Below are 16,224 nucleotides of genomic sequence, written 5' to 3'. Positions count from 1 at the left end.
CGCGGGCGCACCTCGGTTGAGTGCGCGCGGCACAGGGGGCGCAGGGTGCGCGTTGTCTGTGCCGAGACCCGACATCGGCAGTGACGATTGCCAGCGGCAGGGCATGTCTGGTACGCCGCGGGCCCAAGCACACCCCCGCCCTTCGCTTCCCCTCCAGGACGAGCACACACAATGGCGGCCAAGCGCCAACGCAGTGCGAACACCGCAGCGACCTTGCTGGATGTCGCCAAGCACGCCGGCGTCTCGCCGATGACGGCGTCGCGCGTCATCAACCGCCACCCGCATGTCGGCAAGGAGATGCGTGGGCGCGTGGAGGCGTCGGTCCAGGCATTGGGGTACCGCCCCAACCTGGCGGGCCGTTCGTTGCGCACCAGCGGCCTGTTGCGCATCGGGGTGTTGTACAGCAATCCCAGCGCGGCGTATCTCAATCAGTTCATGCTCGGCCTGCTCGAGCAGAGCAGCCTCAATGGCAGCCAGGTGCTGGTGGAAAAATGCGGCGCCATCCGCAGCCAGCGCGCCGCCACCGAACGTTTGCTGGCGGCCGGCGTGGACGGCGTGATCCTGCCGCCACCGTTATGCGATTCGCGCCAGACCATCGCCGAGCTCGATGCACGCGGCATCCCGGTCGTGGCGGTGGCGAGCGGCGCACCGATGGCGCAAATCAGCTCGGTGCGCATCGACGATTACCAGGCCGCGCGCGCCATCGTCGACCACCTGATCGAACTGGGCCATCGCCGCATCGCCTTGATCAAGGGCGACCCCAAGCACACGCCAAGCGCGTTGCGTGCCAATGGCTATCTCGACAGCCTGCAGGCTGCCGGCCTGCCTGTGGCCGAAGAGTTGATGGCAGACGGTCTGTTCACCTATCGCTCCGGCCTGCTCGCCGCGCGCAGCCTGCTCGCACAGGCCCAACCGCCTACCGCCCTGTTCTGCAGCAACGACGATATGGCGGCTGCGGCCGTTGCGGTCGCACACGGCCTGGGCTTGCGCGTGCCCGAGGACGTGTCGGTCGCCGGCTTCGACGACACCCCGGTTGCCACCACCATCTGGCCCGAGCTCACCACCGTGCATCAACCGGTCACCGCGATGGGCCGCGCGGCGGTGTCGCTGCTAGCCGATGCGATCCGCCAGCGACGTAGGGGCGATCCCGCGCAGGGCGTGCACCAGGTGATGAAGTACACCGTGGTCAAGCGCGGCTCGACGGCGGCTCCGCCGGCGCGGTAAGCGGTGCGTCGATCCGCATCGTGTGACGCCTGCGCCCTGACACACAAAAAAACGGCCGCATCGCTTCCCGACGATGCGGCCGAATGGGAGGGTGCCTGACGCTGCCGTCAGGCGTACTGCAGCGCCGCAATCAACGGCGACGGGAAGAACACGCAATGACCGCTTGGAGAGTGACGACAGCGGAACATGCGCGACACGGCGCGGGGGTGCGCCGTGTCGCACGACGGTGCGGCCGGATCAGAAACGCAGACGCAAGCCGGCGTAATAACGACGCTCGAAGATGTTCTGGTCGTAGTAGTGGTTGGTCCACTGCGCGTAGCGCCGCTCGCTCTCGCCGGTCAGATTGGTCGCCTGGGCGTACAGGGTCAGGTGATCGTTGACGTCGTAGCTGAAGGACGCATCGAGATAGCCCACGTCGTCGTTCCAGATCGCCAGCTCGTCGCCCCACGCACCGCTGTTGACCTGGCTGAAGCGCTTGCTGCGCCAGTTGTAGGCCACGCGCGCCTGCAGCTTGTCCTTCTGGTACCACAGCACTGCGTTGGCCTGGTGCTTGGAGTTGTCGCCGATCGGCAAGGTGTTGCCTTCGATATCGGTGTTGTCGGTATCGGCGTCGGAGAAGGTGTAGTTGATGTTGGTACCGAGGCCGCTCAACCAGCCGGGCAGGAAGTCGAAGGCTTGCTGGTAGCCGACTTCAAAGCCCTTGATCTTGCCGCCACCGCCGTTGACGATGCGCTCCACCGGGCCGCCCAGCCGCGCCACGCCATCGGCGTCGGGCAACAGCTCGATATTGGTCACCGTGGTGGGGAACGACTTCACATCGATCAGGAACGCACCCACGCTGACCAACGACGCATCGGAGAAATACCATTCCCACGAAGCGTTGTAGTTGGTGGCGCGATACGGATCGAGATCCGGATTGCCGGAGCGGCCATTGAGGAACAACACCGCATCCGAGGGCAAGGAAGGGTTACGCGGCGGCGTGCCGTTGACCGCATAGAAGCTCACCAGCCCACGCCCGAGATCGGGCAGGTCCTGGCGCGCCACGGCCTTGTTGTAGGCAAAGCGCAGCTTCTGCGCGTCGGTGATGTCCAGCGACAGGTTGGCGGTGGGCAGCACGTCGGTGTATTGGCGGTTCAGGCGATTGGTACCGATCGCCGGGCTGACGCCATTCCATTCGACGTTGCCGATGAACACGTTGCCGCTGCTCAGGTACTGGTCGATCGCCAGCTTGGTCTGCACGATGCGCGCGCCGATGTTGGCCGTCCACGGGACCGCGCTGCCGGTACCGCCTTCCAGGTTGGCCAAAAAGTACGCTGCGGTGCTCTTCTCGGTGACCTTGTACGAATCGGCGGCCTGCTGGTAGGCCACGTTGCCGGGGTACAGGCTGTTGAGATAGCCCACCGGGTTCTTCATGACCTGCGGGTTGATCGCCGGCAGGCCCTGGCTGCCCAGGCCGGTGACCTTGAGCGGATCGAAGTCGTTGAAATACGCCCAGTAACCGGGAATCGAATTGAACGGCAGCAGGCGCGCTTCGGAGACGCCGCTGCAGGTGTCCACGATCAGCGGATCCTTGAAGTAATACAGCGAGCGGTTCGGGTCGGCGCAGCTGGTCGACACCGGCGACAGATAGCGATAGGTGTCCAGCTTGACCTCGCGCTCGCCGTAACGGATGCCGAACTGGAAGCCGCGTACCACGCCCTCGTCGAACTCGAAGGTGCCATCGGCGCGGAACGCGTCCATCGTCGCCTCGATCTTGTTGCCCTGCGCCCAGGTCGACATCAGCTGCCAGTTGTCCGGGTTGGACACGTCGGTACCGAGGTCGATTGCCGGATAGGTGCCGCGGAAATCCACCGCGGCATCCACTGTCGGCAAGCCGTTGGCGTTCGCCCACTGCGTGACGCCGCCGGCGCGCGTAATCTGATCGCCACGCGTCACCACCGCATCGGCACGCGCTTCGTCGTAGGTGCGCTGTGCATCGCCATGCACCCAGCGCAGCGAGGCACGCAAGGGGCCGCCATCATCGAAGCGCAGCTCCAGATTGGTGTTGAGCGCGTCCGAGTCGGCAACGCCGGCCATCGAGTGGGCCTGAAAGCGGTTGTAGCGGAATTGGCCGTATTCCAGCACGCCGTTGGAATCAACCACCGACCCGGGCTGCAACTGGTTGGTGGCCCAACCGGTGTGCAGCTGCGCGGCGACCGAGGTGTCCTGGTCTTCGAGCTTGGTGTAGGCCGCATCGGCCAACACCGTCCACGAATCGTTGATGTTGAACTGGAACGAGCCGTTGATGCCGGTGCGCTGGCGATCAGTGCTGCGGTTATCCAGTTCGGTGGCGACCCAGTTGTAGAAATAATCGCGCGGCAGATTGCTGGGGTCGGTGTTGCTGCCGATGCGCCCGTCGCCGTTGAAATCGAAGCCCACATTCTGCTCGGTGGATTTCTGCGCGCCATTGGAATATACGCTGGGATGCTTGTTCTCCAGCGTGGCATCGGAGTATGACACGGCCAGCAACGCGCCCCAGCGCTCGGTGCGGAAGCTGGCCAGGCCCGAGTACAGCTCGTTGAGTTCCTGCACGCGGTCGCCGTAGGAGCCTTCGGCCTGGCCGCTGAAGGTCCAGCCTTCAGGCAAATCGAACGGGCGCCGCGTCTTCAGCGAGACGGTACCGCTGATGCCGCCATCCAGATCGGCGGCGGTCGGCGATTTGATCACGTCCACGCCGCTGAACAGCGTCGGTGGGATGTCGACGAAATCCGGCTGCGCGCGGCCGATGTTCGGCTGGCCGTATTGGTCGCCGCCACCGGCGCTCAGGTACAACTCGCCGTTCATGGTGGTCTGCACCTGCGGCATGCCGCGGATATTAAGTTGCGAGCCCTCGCCGGCCGAACGTCGGATCTGCACGCCGGGCACGCGTTGCAGCGAATCGGTGATGGTGACATCGGGCAACTTGCCGATGTCTTCGGCAGAGATCGAGTCGATGATTTGCGCGGCGGTGCGCTTGTTCTCGATGGCCTCGGCCTGCGCGCCGCGCACGCCCTTGACCATGACCTTGTCCAGGTCGGTGACTTCGGCGGCGGTGCCGGCGTCCTGTGCGCCTGCGCTGCCGGCAAGCAGGGTGAGTGCAGCCGCGAGCGCGGCGGCCAGTGGGGTGTGGCGGGTGTTCGAATGCAGCTTGTTCATGGTCCCCTCCCAGGGATGACGACAATCCACGACCGTTTCGAATGGCATTGCAGCAACGGCAATGCGGTATTGGCTGACGCGCAATCGGCGCGTCAGTGCGGACGCCGTGTGCAGGCACGGCGTGGCAGCTCGCTGGCGCCGCTACGGAAGCCCGTTGGCAACGCCTGTTGATGGTTCGACATTCCAGCCGCGCACCTGCAGCGTGGCATTGCGCAAGCTCGCCGCGGACGGGCCGCGGATCTCGACCTCGCGCTGCTCGCCCGGCACCAGGCTGAGGTAGTTGTCGCTGTAGTACGCCGGCAGGATGCGTTGGCCTTGCGCGTCCACCAGGGTCAGCTTGGTGTTGAGCACAACCTGTTGCGAGGCATTGCGCACGCTGGCGCGCAGCACCGGTTCCGCACCCTCCTGCAGCTGCGTGCTGAGCTGCACCGGCACTGCCGCCAGCGCATCCAGGCCGCGCATCGCGGCCGCATCGCGCGCCACCCAGTAGAAATTGCGCGAACGCACGGCCGCATTACGATCGAGCAATTGCAGCCGCACAAAGCCCAGGCCATTGGTCTCCTTGAGCAACGGCGCCAGTTGCAGCACCGGTGCCGAGACCGAAACCGCCGCAGCCTCCAGCGCCTGCTCGCGCTGCTGCAGCAGCCTCCCGTCCGCAGCATAGACGTCCGCGCGTACACGCAGGCCGCTCACCGGCTCGGCCGCGTTGTTGACCACCACCACCTCGTGCCCGGGCAGGTTCATCTGCACATGCAGCATCTCTGCCGCGTTGCGTACACCGTAGTAGGCCGCATGGGTATCGTAGTCGTGGCTGTAGATCTGCCACATGTTGCTGGGCCAGGCCGGGTGGCTCATCCATAGCAGCCGCCCGCTGTTTTTGCTCCACAGCTGCGCGTTGAAACCTTCGAAGATGGCGCGATGCGTTTCGTAGTTGAGCAGCTGCGCCTTGCGTTCGAAGTCGGCCAGGCTGGTCGGCGCACCGAGCTTGTCGGTCAGCGAGCGCATGAAACTGGCAGTGTCGCCATTACCGGACTGGTGCCAGTCGTGGTACGCCCAGGCATCGCCGATCGGCCACTGGTCCTGCACCGCCGGTACCGAAGCCTTGAACGACTCCAGGGTGGAGAACGAAGGCGTGCCCACTTCCACCGAAAAGCCCTGCGCCAGTTTATTGAAGTACGCCACCGGCTCGCGGTAGTTGTACGGGCCGCTGACCTGCAGATTGATCTCGTTGGAACTGCCGGTGTACCAGCGCGTGCCATCGAGTTCGGCAACCAGGGTGTCCAGGCCCTCGTTGAGGATCGGCGCCGGCACGCCTTCGTTGCGCCCGAACCACAGCACGATGGAAGGATGATTGCGGAAGCGCTTGATCACCTCGGCGGCATTGTCCAGGAACAGCGCCGCGTCGGCCGGCTCCATGTTGTAGTTCTGGGTGGACTGCCAGAAGTCGTTGAACACCAGCATGCCGTACTCGTCGGCCAGCTCGAAGAAGCTGGCTTCGGTGTTCTGTCCCACCCAGTTGCGCACCACATTGAAATGCGCATCGCGCTGCAGGCGGAAGTAGGGCTCCAGCCGCTCGCGCGAGACCCGCTTGCGCCAGTCGTCCATGCCCCAGTTGCCGCCCTTCACCGCAATGCGCACACCGTTGATGCGCAGCGCCAGATGCGGGGCCAGACTGGTGTCGTCGAGCTGCTGCACGGCCGGCGAAGACAACGCGCCGGGATACAACGATTGTGCATTGCCGCCCGCTACCGGCCGGATCGCCGCATGCCGCACGTCGACGATGCGCTCGCCGCGTTGCCGGGCCTGATTGAGATCGACCAAGACGCGGCGCAACGCGCCATCGTCGTCGAACAACGACAGTTCGTAGGTCACCTGACGAATGCCAAAGCGCAGCTGCTGCGCATCCGATGGCGCACCGGCCACCTCGACGCTGGCCTGCAAGGTGTACAGCGCCGGCTCGCCATAGCCGTTGGGCCACCACAGGCGCGGATTGGTAATGACCAGCTGCGGCGTATCGGCGGCGGTGAGCTTGAGCGTGCTGCCACCGGCCGGCACGTTGACCTCGCGCCGGATGCGCACATCACCGAAGGCCAGCTGCAATGTGCCCCGCACCGCTGCGACGGTGTCGTTACGCAGCGGCACGTTGATTTCGAGTTCCGCGCGGCGGTGATCGGGTGCCAGCCGTGCGGTGACGACCTGCGTGTCGCCGAGTGCCACCGGACCCGTCGCATGCAGTTGCACGTCCTGCCACAGACCGGCATTGCGATCGCGCACCGCCGGAATCCAGTCCCAGCCCTCGCTGGCGATGAAGGCCGGCCCGTCCAGCGCCTGCATGCCGCCATTTTCGCCGACGCCTGCCGTCATCGACTGTTCGTGCGCGATGCCGGGATGCGGTGGCGGCGACACCCGCACCGCAATGACATTCCTGCCCGGCTTGAGCTGCTTGCTGACATCGAAGCGGCCGCGTGCGAATGCGCCGCGGGTGCGGCCGACCTGAGTGCCATTGACCCAGATCTCGCCGGCGTAGTTGATGCCGTTGAACAGCAGCTCCAGTCGCTTGCCTTGCAACGCTGCAGGCAGATCGAAACTGCTGCGGTACCACCAGTCCTGCCGGCTCAGCGATTCGGGAATCGCCATGTTGTTGAGGCCGATATCCGGATCCGGATACACGCCACGATCGACCAGCGTGGTGAGCACCGTGCCCGGCACGGTCGCGGCATGCCAGCGGGTCTTGCCGGACGCGTCATCGCTGCGCGACAGCGTCGCACCGCTGGCTTGGCCGAGCTCTGGCGCCGCAGCGAGTTGCCATGCGCCGACCCGCCATGACGCGGCATCCAGCGCCTGCAACGCAGGCGCATCCGACACCGGCCTGGCGACCGGCGCCGAGAATGGCGCCGCACTGCGCGGCAGGGTCGCCGCCGCTTGCGGTGCGAGTTGACCCGCCATCTGTTTGATCTGCACAGGCCAGCCGGGCGATGCGTCTTCGAAGCGCTGCAGCGCAGGATCCGGCGTCTGTCTGGCAAGCCGTGCGATGGCCGCCGCATCCAGTGCACCGGCCTGCGCGGTGAAGCCTGCGATCTGGCCGCCGAAATGCTGCGTGTACGCCGCCGGTTGCTGGCGCGGACCGAACACCAGCGTGGGCGCGACCGCGCTTTGCTGCACGCTGCCGCTGGCGACCTGGCGGCCATTGGCATACAGGCTCAAGCGCGTGCCCTGCGCAATCGCGGCGACCTGCGTCCAGACCCCGGCGCGCAGTGGCTGCTTGCTGCGCAGCACATGCTCGGCGCCCTGGGCAAAGCCCAGCAGGCCGTTGTCGATGACGAAGAAACGGCCGGCCGCCTGCGGATCGCCAAGGCCGGCAATCAACGCCGGGCCGGTGGTCCCGCTGGACGGCCGCACCCAACCGGACACGCTCCAATCCGCATCGGCGGCCAGCAGCGGTGTCCCGGCGGCGAGCTTCTTGCTCAGCCCGCCACCGCCGGCGAGCACGCGCACGTCGTAAGGACCGGGCGGATCGGCATCTGCGGGTGCAGCCTGCACTGCACTCCACGCGATGCAGGCACACAACAGCCATAGCGCTCCACGGCGGAACGCCTTGCGAACCATCAGCATTAGAGGCCTCTCCCAAGCTCTACTGCCAAGCAACGGTGTACATCGCGTCGACACAGCCGCCAGAGCGACGCGTCGTCGCCCTGTCATTGCATCTGTCGTGATGCCGCCCGTGGCTGCCGCCCCTGTTTCAGCGGCCATGGTGCGAGGTAACGTTACCCCAGGTGGATATCGACGACAACCGTTCTGCGCTAGGGTTGGCGCTTCCAGGAGGAGGGACTCATGCCAAACCTGATCCATTCGGCATTACCGGCGGCGTGCGCGCTGCTGTGTTCGATCGCGCTGCCTGCAGCTGCGCAGCGTTTGCAGGTGCAGTCGCCCGACGCACGTACGCAGGTGGAATTCTCGCTGCGCGAGGGCGGCGTGCCGACCTATCGCGTGCTGTATCGCAACAAAGTCGTGCTCGACGATGCCCCGCTCGGACTGGATCTGGGCCGCGCAAATACGCTCGGCAAGGCGATGACGCTGCAGGGCAGCACGACCGAAACGCATGACAGCCGGTTCGCCCTGCCCGTGGGCAAGACGCGCCAGGCGCGCGATCACTACCGCGCACTGCGCGTGCAGTTGGCAGACCCGAAGCAACGCCGCCTGACCGTGGAACTGCGTGCCTACGACGACGGTGTTGCGCTGCGTTACGTGCTGCCCGACGCCGGCGAGGTGCGGATTCGCAATGAACTCACCGGCTTTGCATTCCCCAGCGACTACGCATGCTGGAGCTTGAACCTGGGACGCTTCGGCACCAGCCACGAGGGCGAATACGATGCGATCGCCGCATCCAGATTGCGCCCGCACAACCTGCTCGAGTTGCCGCTGGTGTGCCAGACCGATGCCGGCGGCACCACGCTGGCGATTGCCGAGGCGAACCTGCGCGATTATGCCGGCCTGTATCTCACCGGCCGCGAGGATGGCGGCCTGGGCGTGTCGGCGAAATTGTCGCCACGTCTGGACAACCCCAAGCTGGCCGTGCGCTTCGATGCCAAAGGCCGCGATTTCGCCACGCCGTGGCGGGTGATCATGCTGGGTGACAGCCCGGCCAGCCTGATCGAATCCAATCTGATTTCTGCGCTCAACCCGCCGCCGGCCTTCGATGCCAGCTGGGTGCGCGCCGGCAAATCGGCATGGGATTGGTGGTCCGGCGCACTGGCCAGCGGCGTGGCGCAGCCGGGCATGAACACCGCCACGATTGAGCGCTACATCGATCACGCGCAGCAATTGAAACTGCAATACATGCTGATCGACGACGGCTGGTATTTCGGCAGCACCGGCGATGGCCAGTACAACGTCGATGCCGACATCCGCCGGCCGGTGGAGCAGCTCGACCTGCCCGGCCTGGTGACCTACGCACGGCAGCGCGATGTCGGGCTGTGGCTGTGGGCGCATTGGCGCGCGCTGGATGCGCACATGGACCAAGCACTCGCCTGGTATCAGCAACTCGGCATCAAGGGCATCAAGGTCGACTTCATGGACCGCGATGATCAGCAGATGGTGGATTTCTATCACCGTCTGCTAGCCAAGGCCGCCGAGCACAGACTGCTGGTGGACCTGCATGGCGCCTATCACCCGACCGGCCTGACCCGCACCTATCCCAACTACCTCACCCAGGAAGGCGTCCTCGGCGCCGAGTACAACAAGTGGACCACGCGCATCACCGCCACCCACAACCTCACGCTGCCGTTTACGCGCATGTTGCTCGGGCCGATGGATTACACACCGGGCGGCTTCCGCAACGTGCGTCCGGCCGAGTTCAAGATGCAGCACATCGCGCCGCAGGTGATGACCACGCGTGCGCAGCAACTGGCGATGTATGTGGTCTACGAAAGCCCGTTCGCGGTGGTCGCCGACAGCCCGGAGCAGTACGAAAACGTGCCGGCAGCGCAGTTCCTGCGCGATGTGCCGGCGAGCTGGGATGAGACGCGCGCACTGGATGGCGCCATCGGCGAGCACATCGCGCTGGCGCGGCGCAGCGGCCAGGATTGGTACGTAGGCGCGATGACCAACGAGCAGGCACGCACGCTGACCTTGCCGTTGGCATTCCTGGGCAAGGGCAGCTGGACCGCTACCATCTACGCCGATGGCGCAGCCCCGACGGACGTGCACATCGACACGCGCAAGCTCACCTCCAACGACAGCTTGCAGCTGCCATTGGCTGCAAACGGCGGTGCCGCCGTGCGGCTGCAAAAAAGGTAACACCAGCCATGTGTATGGTGGAGTGCGATGCAGCGGTGGCCACCCCTCCCATGCAACGCCGGCCGTCACTGAGAGTGGAGCAGCCGCCCTGCTGCACGCTGGCAATAGCCGGTTACAGCTATCCGTCTGCCCCGGGTGCGGTTGTCGCCCGCATCAGCGTGCCGCCGGAAATGCGCAACGGCGGCTTCTGCGTCGGCGGGCGGGGCTGCGCACGTTGAAGTGCGTTGACCGCGCGCGCAGTGCGATCCGTCAGGGCAAGTCCATGCCTGCGCACACGGCCGGGCGCGCATCCTTGAGTTGGCGCACGCCGCTGGCGTCGAACTGCAATGCCGCATGCTTGGGCGCAAATGCCGGCCAGTCCGGCAAGCCGCTGGTGTTGGGATTGCCACGCTGTACGAAGGCGGCCCAGTAGCGCTGCAGACTCACCGGCGGCTGGCCGATCGGCAAGCCCTTGAACAGGAACGGCAGCTCGGCGCTATGCGTCACCTGCCCGCCCGGTGCGGCGGTATCGAACACGTACTGCCACACCGGCACGCCGAGCGCGGCCTGGTGCTGGGCAACGGTCACTGCCGGGCAACGGAAGGTCAGATCGGTGGATAGCTGCATCGGCGCGTCGCCCTGCCGTGCGGCACGCTGCGTCGCATGCGTACGTAGCGTCTGCAGCACGGCGTCGGCCTGCGCGGGATAGTCGCGACGCAGCCGCACCTGCGCGCCCTGTTTGCCGCCGTATTCCAGCTCCTGTACCACATAGCCGATCAACAGCGGCACCTTGGCCTGTGCACCGTCGGCCAGCAACGCGGCCGGCGCACGCGGCAGCACGCGCCCATCGACGATGGCCTGTAGCCAGATGTAGCCATCGTCATCCAGTGCCGGCACGTCGACATCCTGCCCGGCCTCGATCAGCTGCTCCACCGGCAGCGCGCGCAGCTGCGCCAGACGCGTGGCGGGGTCGTCGATACCTGCACGCTTGGCGATCTCCACACCCAGCGCGCGATTGTCCTCCAGCGAACGCGCCGGCAATCCGAACCCGGCGGTGCCGCTCTGCTCGATCGCCGCCGAAAACAGGCCGCGTGCCAGCGGGCTGAGCATCAGCAAGCCCACATCCTGGCCACCGGCCGACTGCCCGGCGATGGTGACCCGCGCAGGGTCGCCACCGAACTGCGCGATGTTGTCGCGCACCCACCGCAGCGCAGCGATCTGATCGAGCAAGGCGTAGTTGCCGGCGGCCTGATGGTCGCCATCGCGCAGTTCCGGCAGCGACAGGAAGCCGAGCGCGCCGAGCCGGTACTGCAGCGTCACCACCAGCACGCCCTGTGCGACCAGGTTGGTCGGCAGATGACCATCGGCGCCGCCGGCCACATTGGCGCCGCCGTGGATCCAGACGAACACCGGCAGCGGCTTGGCCGGCTGCAGCGTTGGCGTCTGCACTTCGACGTAAAGACAGTCTTCGCTGCCGCGCCTGGCCATGGCGTTGTTCCAGCCCAGCGCCGGTTGCACGCACGGGGTGGCGGCCTGGGTGGCATCGCGCACGTCCGACCAGGCGGCAGCCGGTTGCGGCGGCTGCCAACGCAACGCGCCCAGCGGTGGTGCGGCAAACGGAATCGCGCGGAACACCGCACTGCCGTCGTCCTGCCACTGCCCGCGCACGAGACCGTGATCGGTGCGCACCTGTGGCGGTGCCGCGGGCGTGGATGCCGCTGCAGCATGCGCGCTGGCGCTCAACGCGCAAGCGGCGGCAAGCAGACCGGCATACAGGCGCATCAGGCTTCTCCACTCAGCGCGCGGGCACCCCAGGCGGCCTGGAACACGGCGGTGGCCGAGGCCACATTGAGGCTTTCGACCTTGCCGCTGCCGCGGATCGACAACTGCAGGTCGCAATCGCGCGCGAACTGGCGGTCCATGCCCTCGCTCTCCGCGCCCATCACATACACCAGCCGTTGCGGCAGCGCGGCGGCGAACACGTCCTGACCGCCCTCCACCAGAGTGGCCGCCACCGCGAAACCGGCCTGACGCAGCTGCGCCATCGCCGTTGCGGTCTCGGGCAGTTGCACCAGCGGCACCGCTTCGGCGCCACCTTCGGCCACGCGCGCGGCTGCGCCGGACAGACCCAGCGTGGCGCCGGCAGGCAGCAGCAGGCCGGCCACCCCGAAGTGCGCGGACGAGCGCAGGATCGCGCCGAAGTTGTGCGGGTTGCCCACGCCATCCAGCCACAGCGCCAGCACCGGCCCCTGCGGCAACGCGGCCAGCCAGTCCTGCAACGGCTGTGGGGCGACGCGCAGCACATCGGCCACCACACCCTCATGGTGCGTGCTGGCGGCGAGCTTGCTGAGATCGGCTTCCTCGACCACGCGGTAACCGATGCGCTGGGCCACGCACCAGGCCAGCAAGGCCTTGAACTGCGGAATGCGCGCCTGGCTCAAGTACAGCTTGCGCACTGCCTCCGGGCGCGCCTTGAACACGGCCTGCACGGCGTTGATGCCGTACAGCCGCAGTTCGCGCGCGTTGCCGCCGGACGATGACGCCGCGGCCTGCGCAGCAGCAGGCGTGTAAGCCGTTGGCGCCTGCTGTGCCGGCGGCCGCGCTGCCGGTGTGCGCGGCGCGGCGCGACCCCAGGGATTGTGCGAGGCGCCGGAGCTGCCGCCATCGCGCGGCGGTCGTCCGCCCCGTCCATCATGCTGTGTCATCGTCGTATCCAAGGTTCGTGTTGCTTGCCGGCTCTGCGGGGACGGTATCGCCCCTTCTGCCACCAGCGGTGTTCGTCATCCTGCGGGCCGGCGCAGCCGGCGGTGCAGACGCATTGGCGACGATGGTAAGCCACTGGCGCAACGCGCCGTATACGGGGTAGCCGAGGCGCTGCTTTCGAGGCCCTGCAGCACGGGTGACTCGGTTTGACGTTGACGCCATGCAGGACACGCGGGATCGACGCCGATGCCGGTGACGGATCTGCGACAGCCTGCAGCGCGCAAACGCGCCTGGTCGACGCGTTCGCCAGCGCACATGGCCGGGATCAGTCCAGATCGTCCGGCACCCCCACCCGCGCGAACACGCGCAAATCGTGCAGCCCATCCGGCCGCATGATCGCGCAGCGGCTGCAGCCTTCCTCGACGAAGCCGTTGCGCAGCAGCACCTTGGCCGATGCCGGATGGTCCCGCCGCGCCCGCTGGCGGAACATGCAGGTGCTTGTCGCCGTTCTTGATGTGATGTGCGCGGTATCGACACTGCCGTTACCGCGCACCCGGGCCGCAGGCCGCAGCTCAGCGCCTGGCGGTTTGCGCCTGCTTGAGCGCGGCGCACAGGCGGATGGTCTCGCCGGTCTGCGCCATGCCGCGGTCGGCGCCGCTGAGCGTGGCCAGGCGCGGCTTGAAGAACGCATCCAGGCGGTCGGCTTCTTCCACGCTGCAGCCGCCGGACGCACCCAGCGCCGGCAATCCGCCGCCGTCGAACGAGCCGCTGCGCTGCACGATACGGTCGAAGTTGGCGGTGAACCACGGCCACATCGACGCATGCGAGGCCTCGTCACTATGACCGCGCATCAGCAGGCTCTTCATCTCGCCCACCTTGATCGCATCGGTCAGCGCGAAATCACGCACCTGCTTGAGCAGCGCCGGGTCCTGCAGTGTGCCCAAGGCGGCGATCATGGCGTTGCGCTGCGCCGGGTCGGCATGCGTGCGCAGTGCACCGATCAGGCTCTGCACCGCCGGTGCGCCGCGCTCTTGCGCGGTCACTGCCAGTGCGGTGCCGAGCAGATCCGGATTGGCTTTGGAGAAGTCCAGTGCGCCGTTGCCGCCGGCCAGCACCGCATCGCCCTGGGCCAGCAGGGCCTTGCGCACTTCCGCATTCTGCAGACGCAGCGCGAACAGCCCGGCCAGCGCCGAGCGCAAGCTGGTGTCGTCGATCGACTCGCCGCTACGCCGCGTGTAACCCAGCTGACGCAGACGCGGCAGATACGCCTGTTCGGCGGCCTTGCGCAGCGCGCCGCGCTGGGCCTCGCTGGTGGCCTGGTAGCGCCAGATCCACACGAAGCGGCCCAGCAGCGCCGTGGACACATCTGAAGATTCGGACGGCGCCAACTGCTGGAGCGCTGCCAGCACGGCGTCGCCGTCGGTATCGCCGTGGCGGTAGGCCGCATCGATCGCATCGGCGTAGGCCAGCCGTTCGTTGTCGTCGAGCTGGCCGACCTGCTTGCCCAGTTCAGCCAGCTGCTTCTTGGGCAGGCTGAAACGGTAGTAGCCGGCGCCACGCGCGTTCGGGAACACCCAGGTGTTCTTGCCGGCGCCGTCCAGCACGATGCTGCCGCTGCCGTCGGCAAGCATCTGGCAGGCGGTGCCGACCTGGTTCTTGCCCTTGCCGTACTTGACGCACACCGGCACACCCCATTGCTGCGCAGTGGAACCGGTGGAGCCCAGCGGCAGGTAGCGTTGCTGCTGCAGCTTGACCACGGTCTTGCCGCCTTCGCGGGCGAGCTGGGTCTGCAGATACGGTACGCCCGGCTGATTGAGGAAGCTGCGGAATGCGGCCTTGAATTCCTCGCCCTTACCGGCGGCATCGGCGATCGCATCGACCAGATCGTCGGCAGTGGCGCTGCCGAAGGTGTGCTTGGCGATATAGGCGCGCATGCCTTGGCGGAACACGTCTTCGCCGACGAAGGCTTCGAACATCGCCAGCACCGCCGCACCCTTCTGGTAGGTGATGCCGTCGAAGGCGGTCTCGATATCGCCGTTGCCGGTGATCGGCTGGCGGATCTTGCGCGCGCTGACCAGGCTGTCGTTGTCCATCGCATGCTGCGCGCCGCCGATGCGGTCCAGATTGGCGCGGTATTCCGGGTGCAGCTGCATGGTGATCTTCTGCTGCATCCAGGTGGCGAACGCCTCGTTCAACCACAGGTCGTCCCACCACTCCATGGTGACGGCGTCGCCGGTCCACTGGTGGGCCAGCTCATGTGCGTTGGTGTTGAAGGAGCGCTGCACGTTCTCGGCCGGCGAGTCCTTGTCCAGCAACAGCAGCCAGTCGCGGAAGGTGACAAACCCCGGGTTTTCCATCGCACCGGCGCTGAAGTCCGGGGCGGCGACCAGATCGAGCTTGTCGAACGGATAACCGAAAGCGTAATAGTCCTCCAGCGCGGCGATGATCGCCGGGGTCTGGTCCAGCGCCGGGGTGATGCGCGGGCCCTGGCCCTTGGCGGCAATGCCGCGCAACGGGGTCGGGTTGGGGCGCTGCGGGGTGGCCGGCATGGCCGGCACGTCCACCACATCCCAGGGTCCGGCGGCGTAGGCGACCAGATAGGTCGGCAGCGGCACGGTCGGGGCGAAGGTCACCGTCTTCCAGCCCTTGCCGGCCGGCTTGCTCGAGGTGGCGATGGTGTTGGCCAGCGCCTGGTCGTCGGTGGGCACGGTCAGGCTGAGGTCGAACGGGGTCTTGAATGCGGGCTCGTCGAAACCGGGGAACGCATAGCGCGCGCTGATCGGCTCCATCTGCGTCATCGCATAGGCCTGGCCCTGGTACTTCACCTGATACAGACCCTGCAGCTGCTGGTTGAGCGGCGCGCTGTAGACGATGTCCACGGTGAGCGTCTGCGGCTGCAGCGTACGGCCGAAATCCAGGCGCACCACACCGGCCTGCGCATCGGCTTCCACATAGCGGGCGATCAGCGCCTTGCCCTTGACCGGCTTGACCGTGACCTTGCTGACCTTCAGCTCCTTGCCGTGCAGCCAGAGGTGATCGGAGGCCTGCTTGAGCTGCACGCGGATGCTGGTGCGCCCGCTGAACTCGCTCTGGTCCGGATCGATCTTGAACGACAGGCTGTAGCGCTCGGGCACCGCCCAGGTCGGCAGGCGGCCATTGGGCACCGGCTCGCCGGAGGACTGCGCCAGCGCGGTGCCGCAGCACAGCGCAAGGAGAGAGGGTGCAAGCAGGCAGGCGAGACGACGCATTGGCGATTCCGGGCAGGGTAACCGCGGAAGTCGACCACAGCCGGGCATGACTGTCATGTGACCTTAGTCATTGCGCTGCAGACGCGGTGGGCGCGCCGCC

At 66.8% G+C, this 16,224-nt stretch carries 7 protein-coding genes and 1 pseudogene; 2 read left to right on the top strand and 6 right to left on the bottom strand.

The features are described from left to right. Positions 1-171: 171 nt before the first annotated feature. Complete coding sequence (locus FHT09_RS02780; RefSeq protein WP_104604942.1) at positions 172-1,224, top strand: LacI family DNA-binding transcriptional regulator; 1,053 nt, start codon at positions 172-174, stop codon at positions 1,222-1,224. Positions 1,225-1,461: 237 nt separating this feature from the next. Here FHT09_RS02780 and FHT09_RS02775 read toward each other — a convergent pair whose 3' ends face one another. Further along, the gene (locus tag FHT09_RS02775; protein ID WP_104604944.1) at positions 1,462-4,398 is read right to left on the bottom strand and encodes a TonB-dependent receptor; all 2,937 of its coding nucleotides are present in this window, start codon (positions 4,396-4,398) and stop codon (positions 1,462-1,464) included. Between the two features lie 141 nt (positions 4,399-4,539). Beyond that, on the bottom strand, positions 4,540-8,010 hold the full coding sequence (locus FHT09_RS02770; RefSeq protein ID WP_104604946.1) for a LamG-like jellyroll fold domain-containing protein: 3,471 nt from the start codon (positions 8,008-8,010) through the stop codon (positions 4,540-4,542). A 219-nt stretch (positions 8,011-8,229) separates the two neighbouring features. Between FHT09_RS02770 and FHT09_RS02765 the strand changes: the two genes are divergently transcribed. Further along, a complete protein-coding gene (locus tag FHT09_RS02765; protein WP_104604948.1) occupies positions 8,230-10,194 on the top strand; it encodes a glycoside hydrolase family 97 protein in 1,965 nt (654 codons plus the stop codon). Between the two features lie 249 nt (positions 10,195-10,443). Here the strand turns inward: FHT09_RS02765 and FHT09_RS02760 are convergent, their stop codons facing one another. The 4 genes and pseudogenes from FHT09_RS02760 to FHT09_RS02745 all read right to left on the bottom strand — a co-directional run bounded on the left by FHT09_RS02760 (position 10,444) and on the right by FHT09_RS02745 (position 16,124). Continuing rightward, positions 10,444-11,958 carry a carboxylesterase family protein gene (locus tag FHT09_RS02760; RefSeq protein WP_104605187.1) on the bottom strand — a complete coding sequence of 505 codons (1,515 nt, stop codon included), beginning with the start codon at positions 11,956-11,958 and terminating at the stop codon, positions 10,444-10,446. Then, positions 11,955-12,878 (bottom strand): TrmH family RNA methyltransferase, encoded by a 924-nt coding sequence (locus FHT09_RS02755; protein ID WP_104604950.1) that lies wholly within the window; start codon positions 12,876-12,878, stop codon positions 11,955-11,957. Before FHT09_RS02755 ends, FHT09_RS02760 begins: the two co-directional genes overlap by 4 nt. Positions 12,879-13,201: 323 nt before the next feature. Further along, positions 13,202-13,339, bottom strand: a pseudogene (locus tag FHT09_RS02750) (GNAT family N-acetyltransferase); the annotation flags it as partial. 109 nt (positions 13,340-13,448) lie between these two features. Next, positions 13,449-16,124 (bottom strand): M1 family metallopeptidase, encoded by a 2,676-nt coding sequence (locus tag FHT09_RS02745; protein ID WP_104604952.1) that lies wholly within the window; start codon positions 16,122-16,124, stop codon positions 13,449-13,451. Positions 16,125-16,224 lie beyond the last annotated feature (100 nt).

This window comes from Xanthomonas sp. CFBP 8152 (assembly GCF_014199025.1).
Lineage (GTDB): Bacteria > Pseudomonadota > Gammaproteobacteria > Xanthomonadales > Xanthomonadaceae > Xanthomonas > Xanthomonas arboricola_B.
Note: the sequence above shows the minus strand (reverse complement) of the source record. Positions and strands in the feature narration are given on the sequence as shown.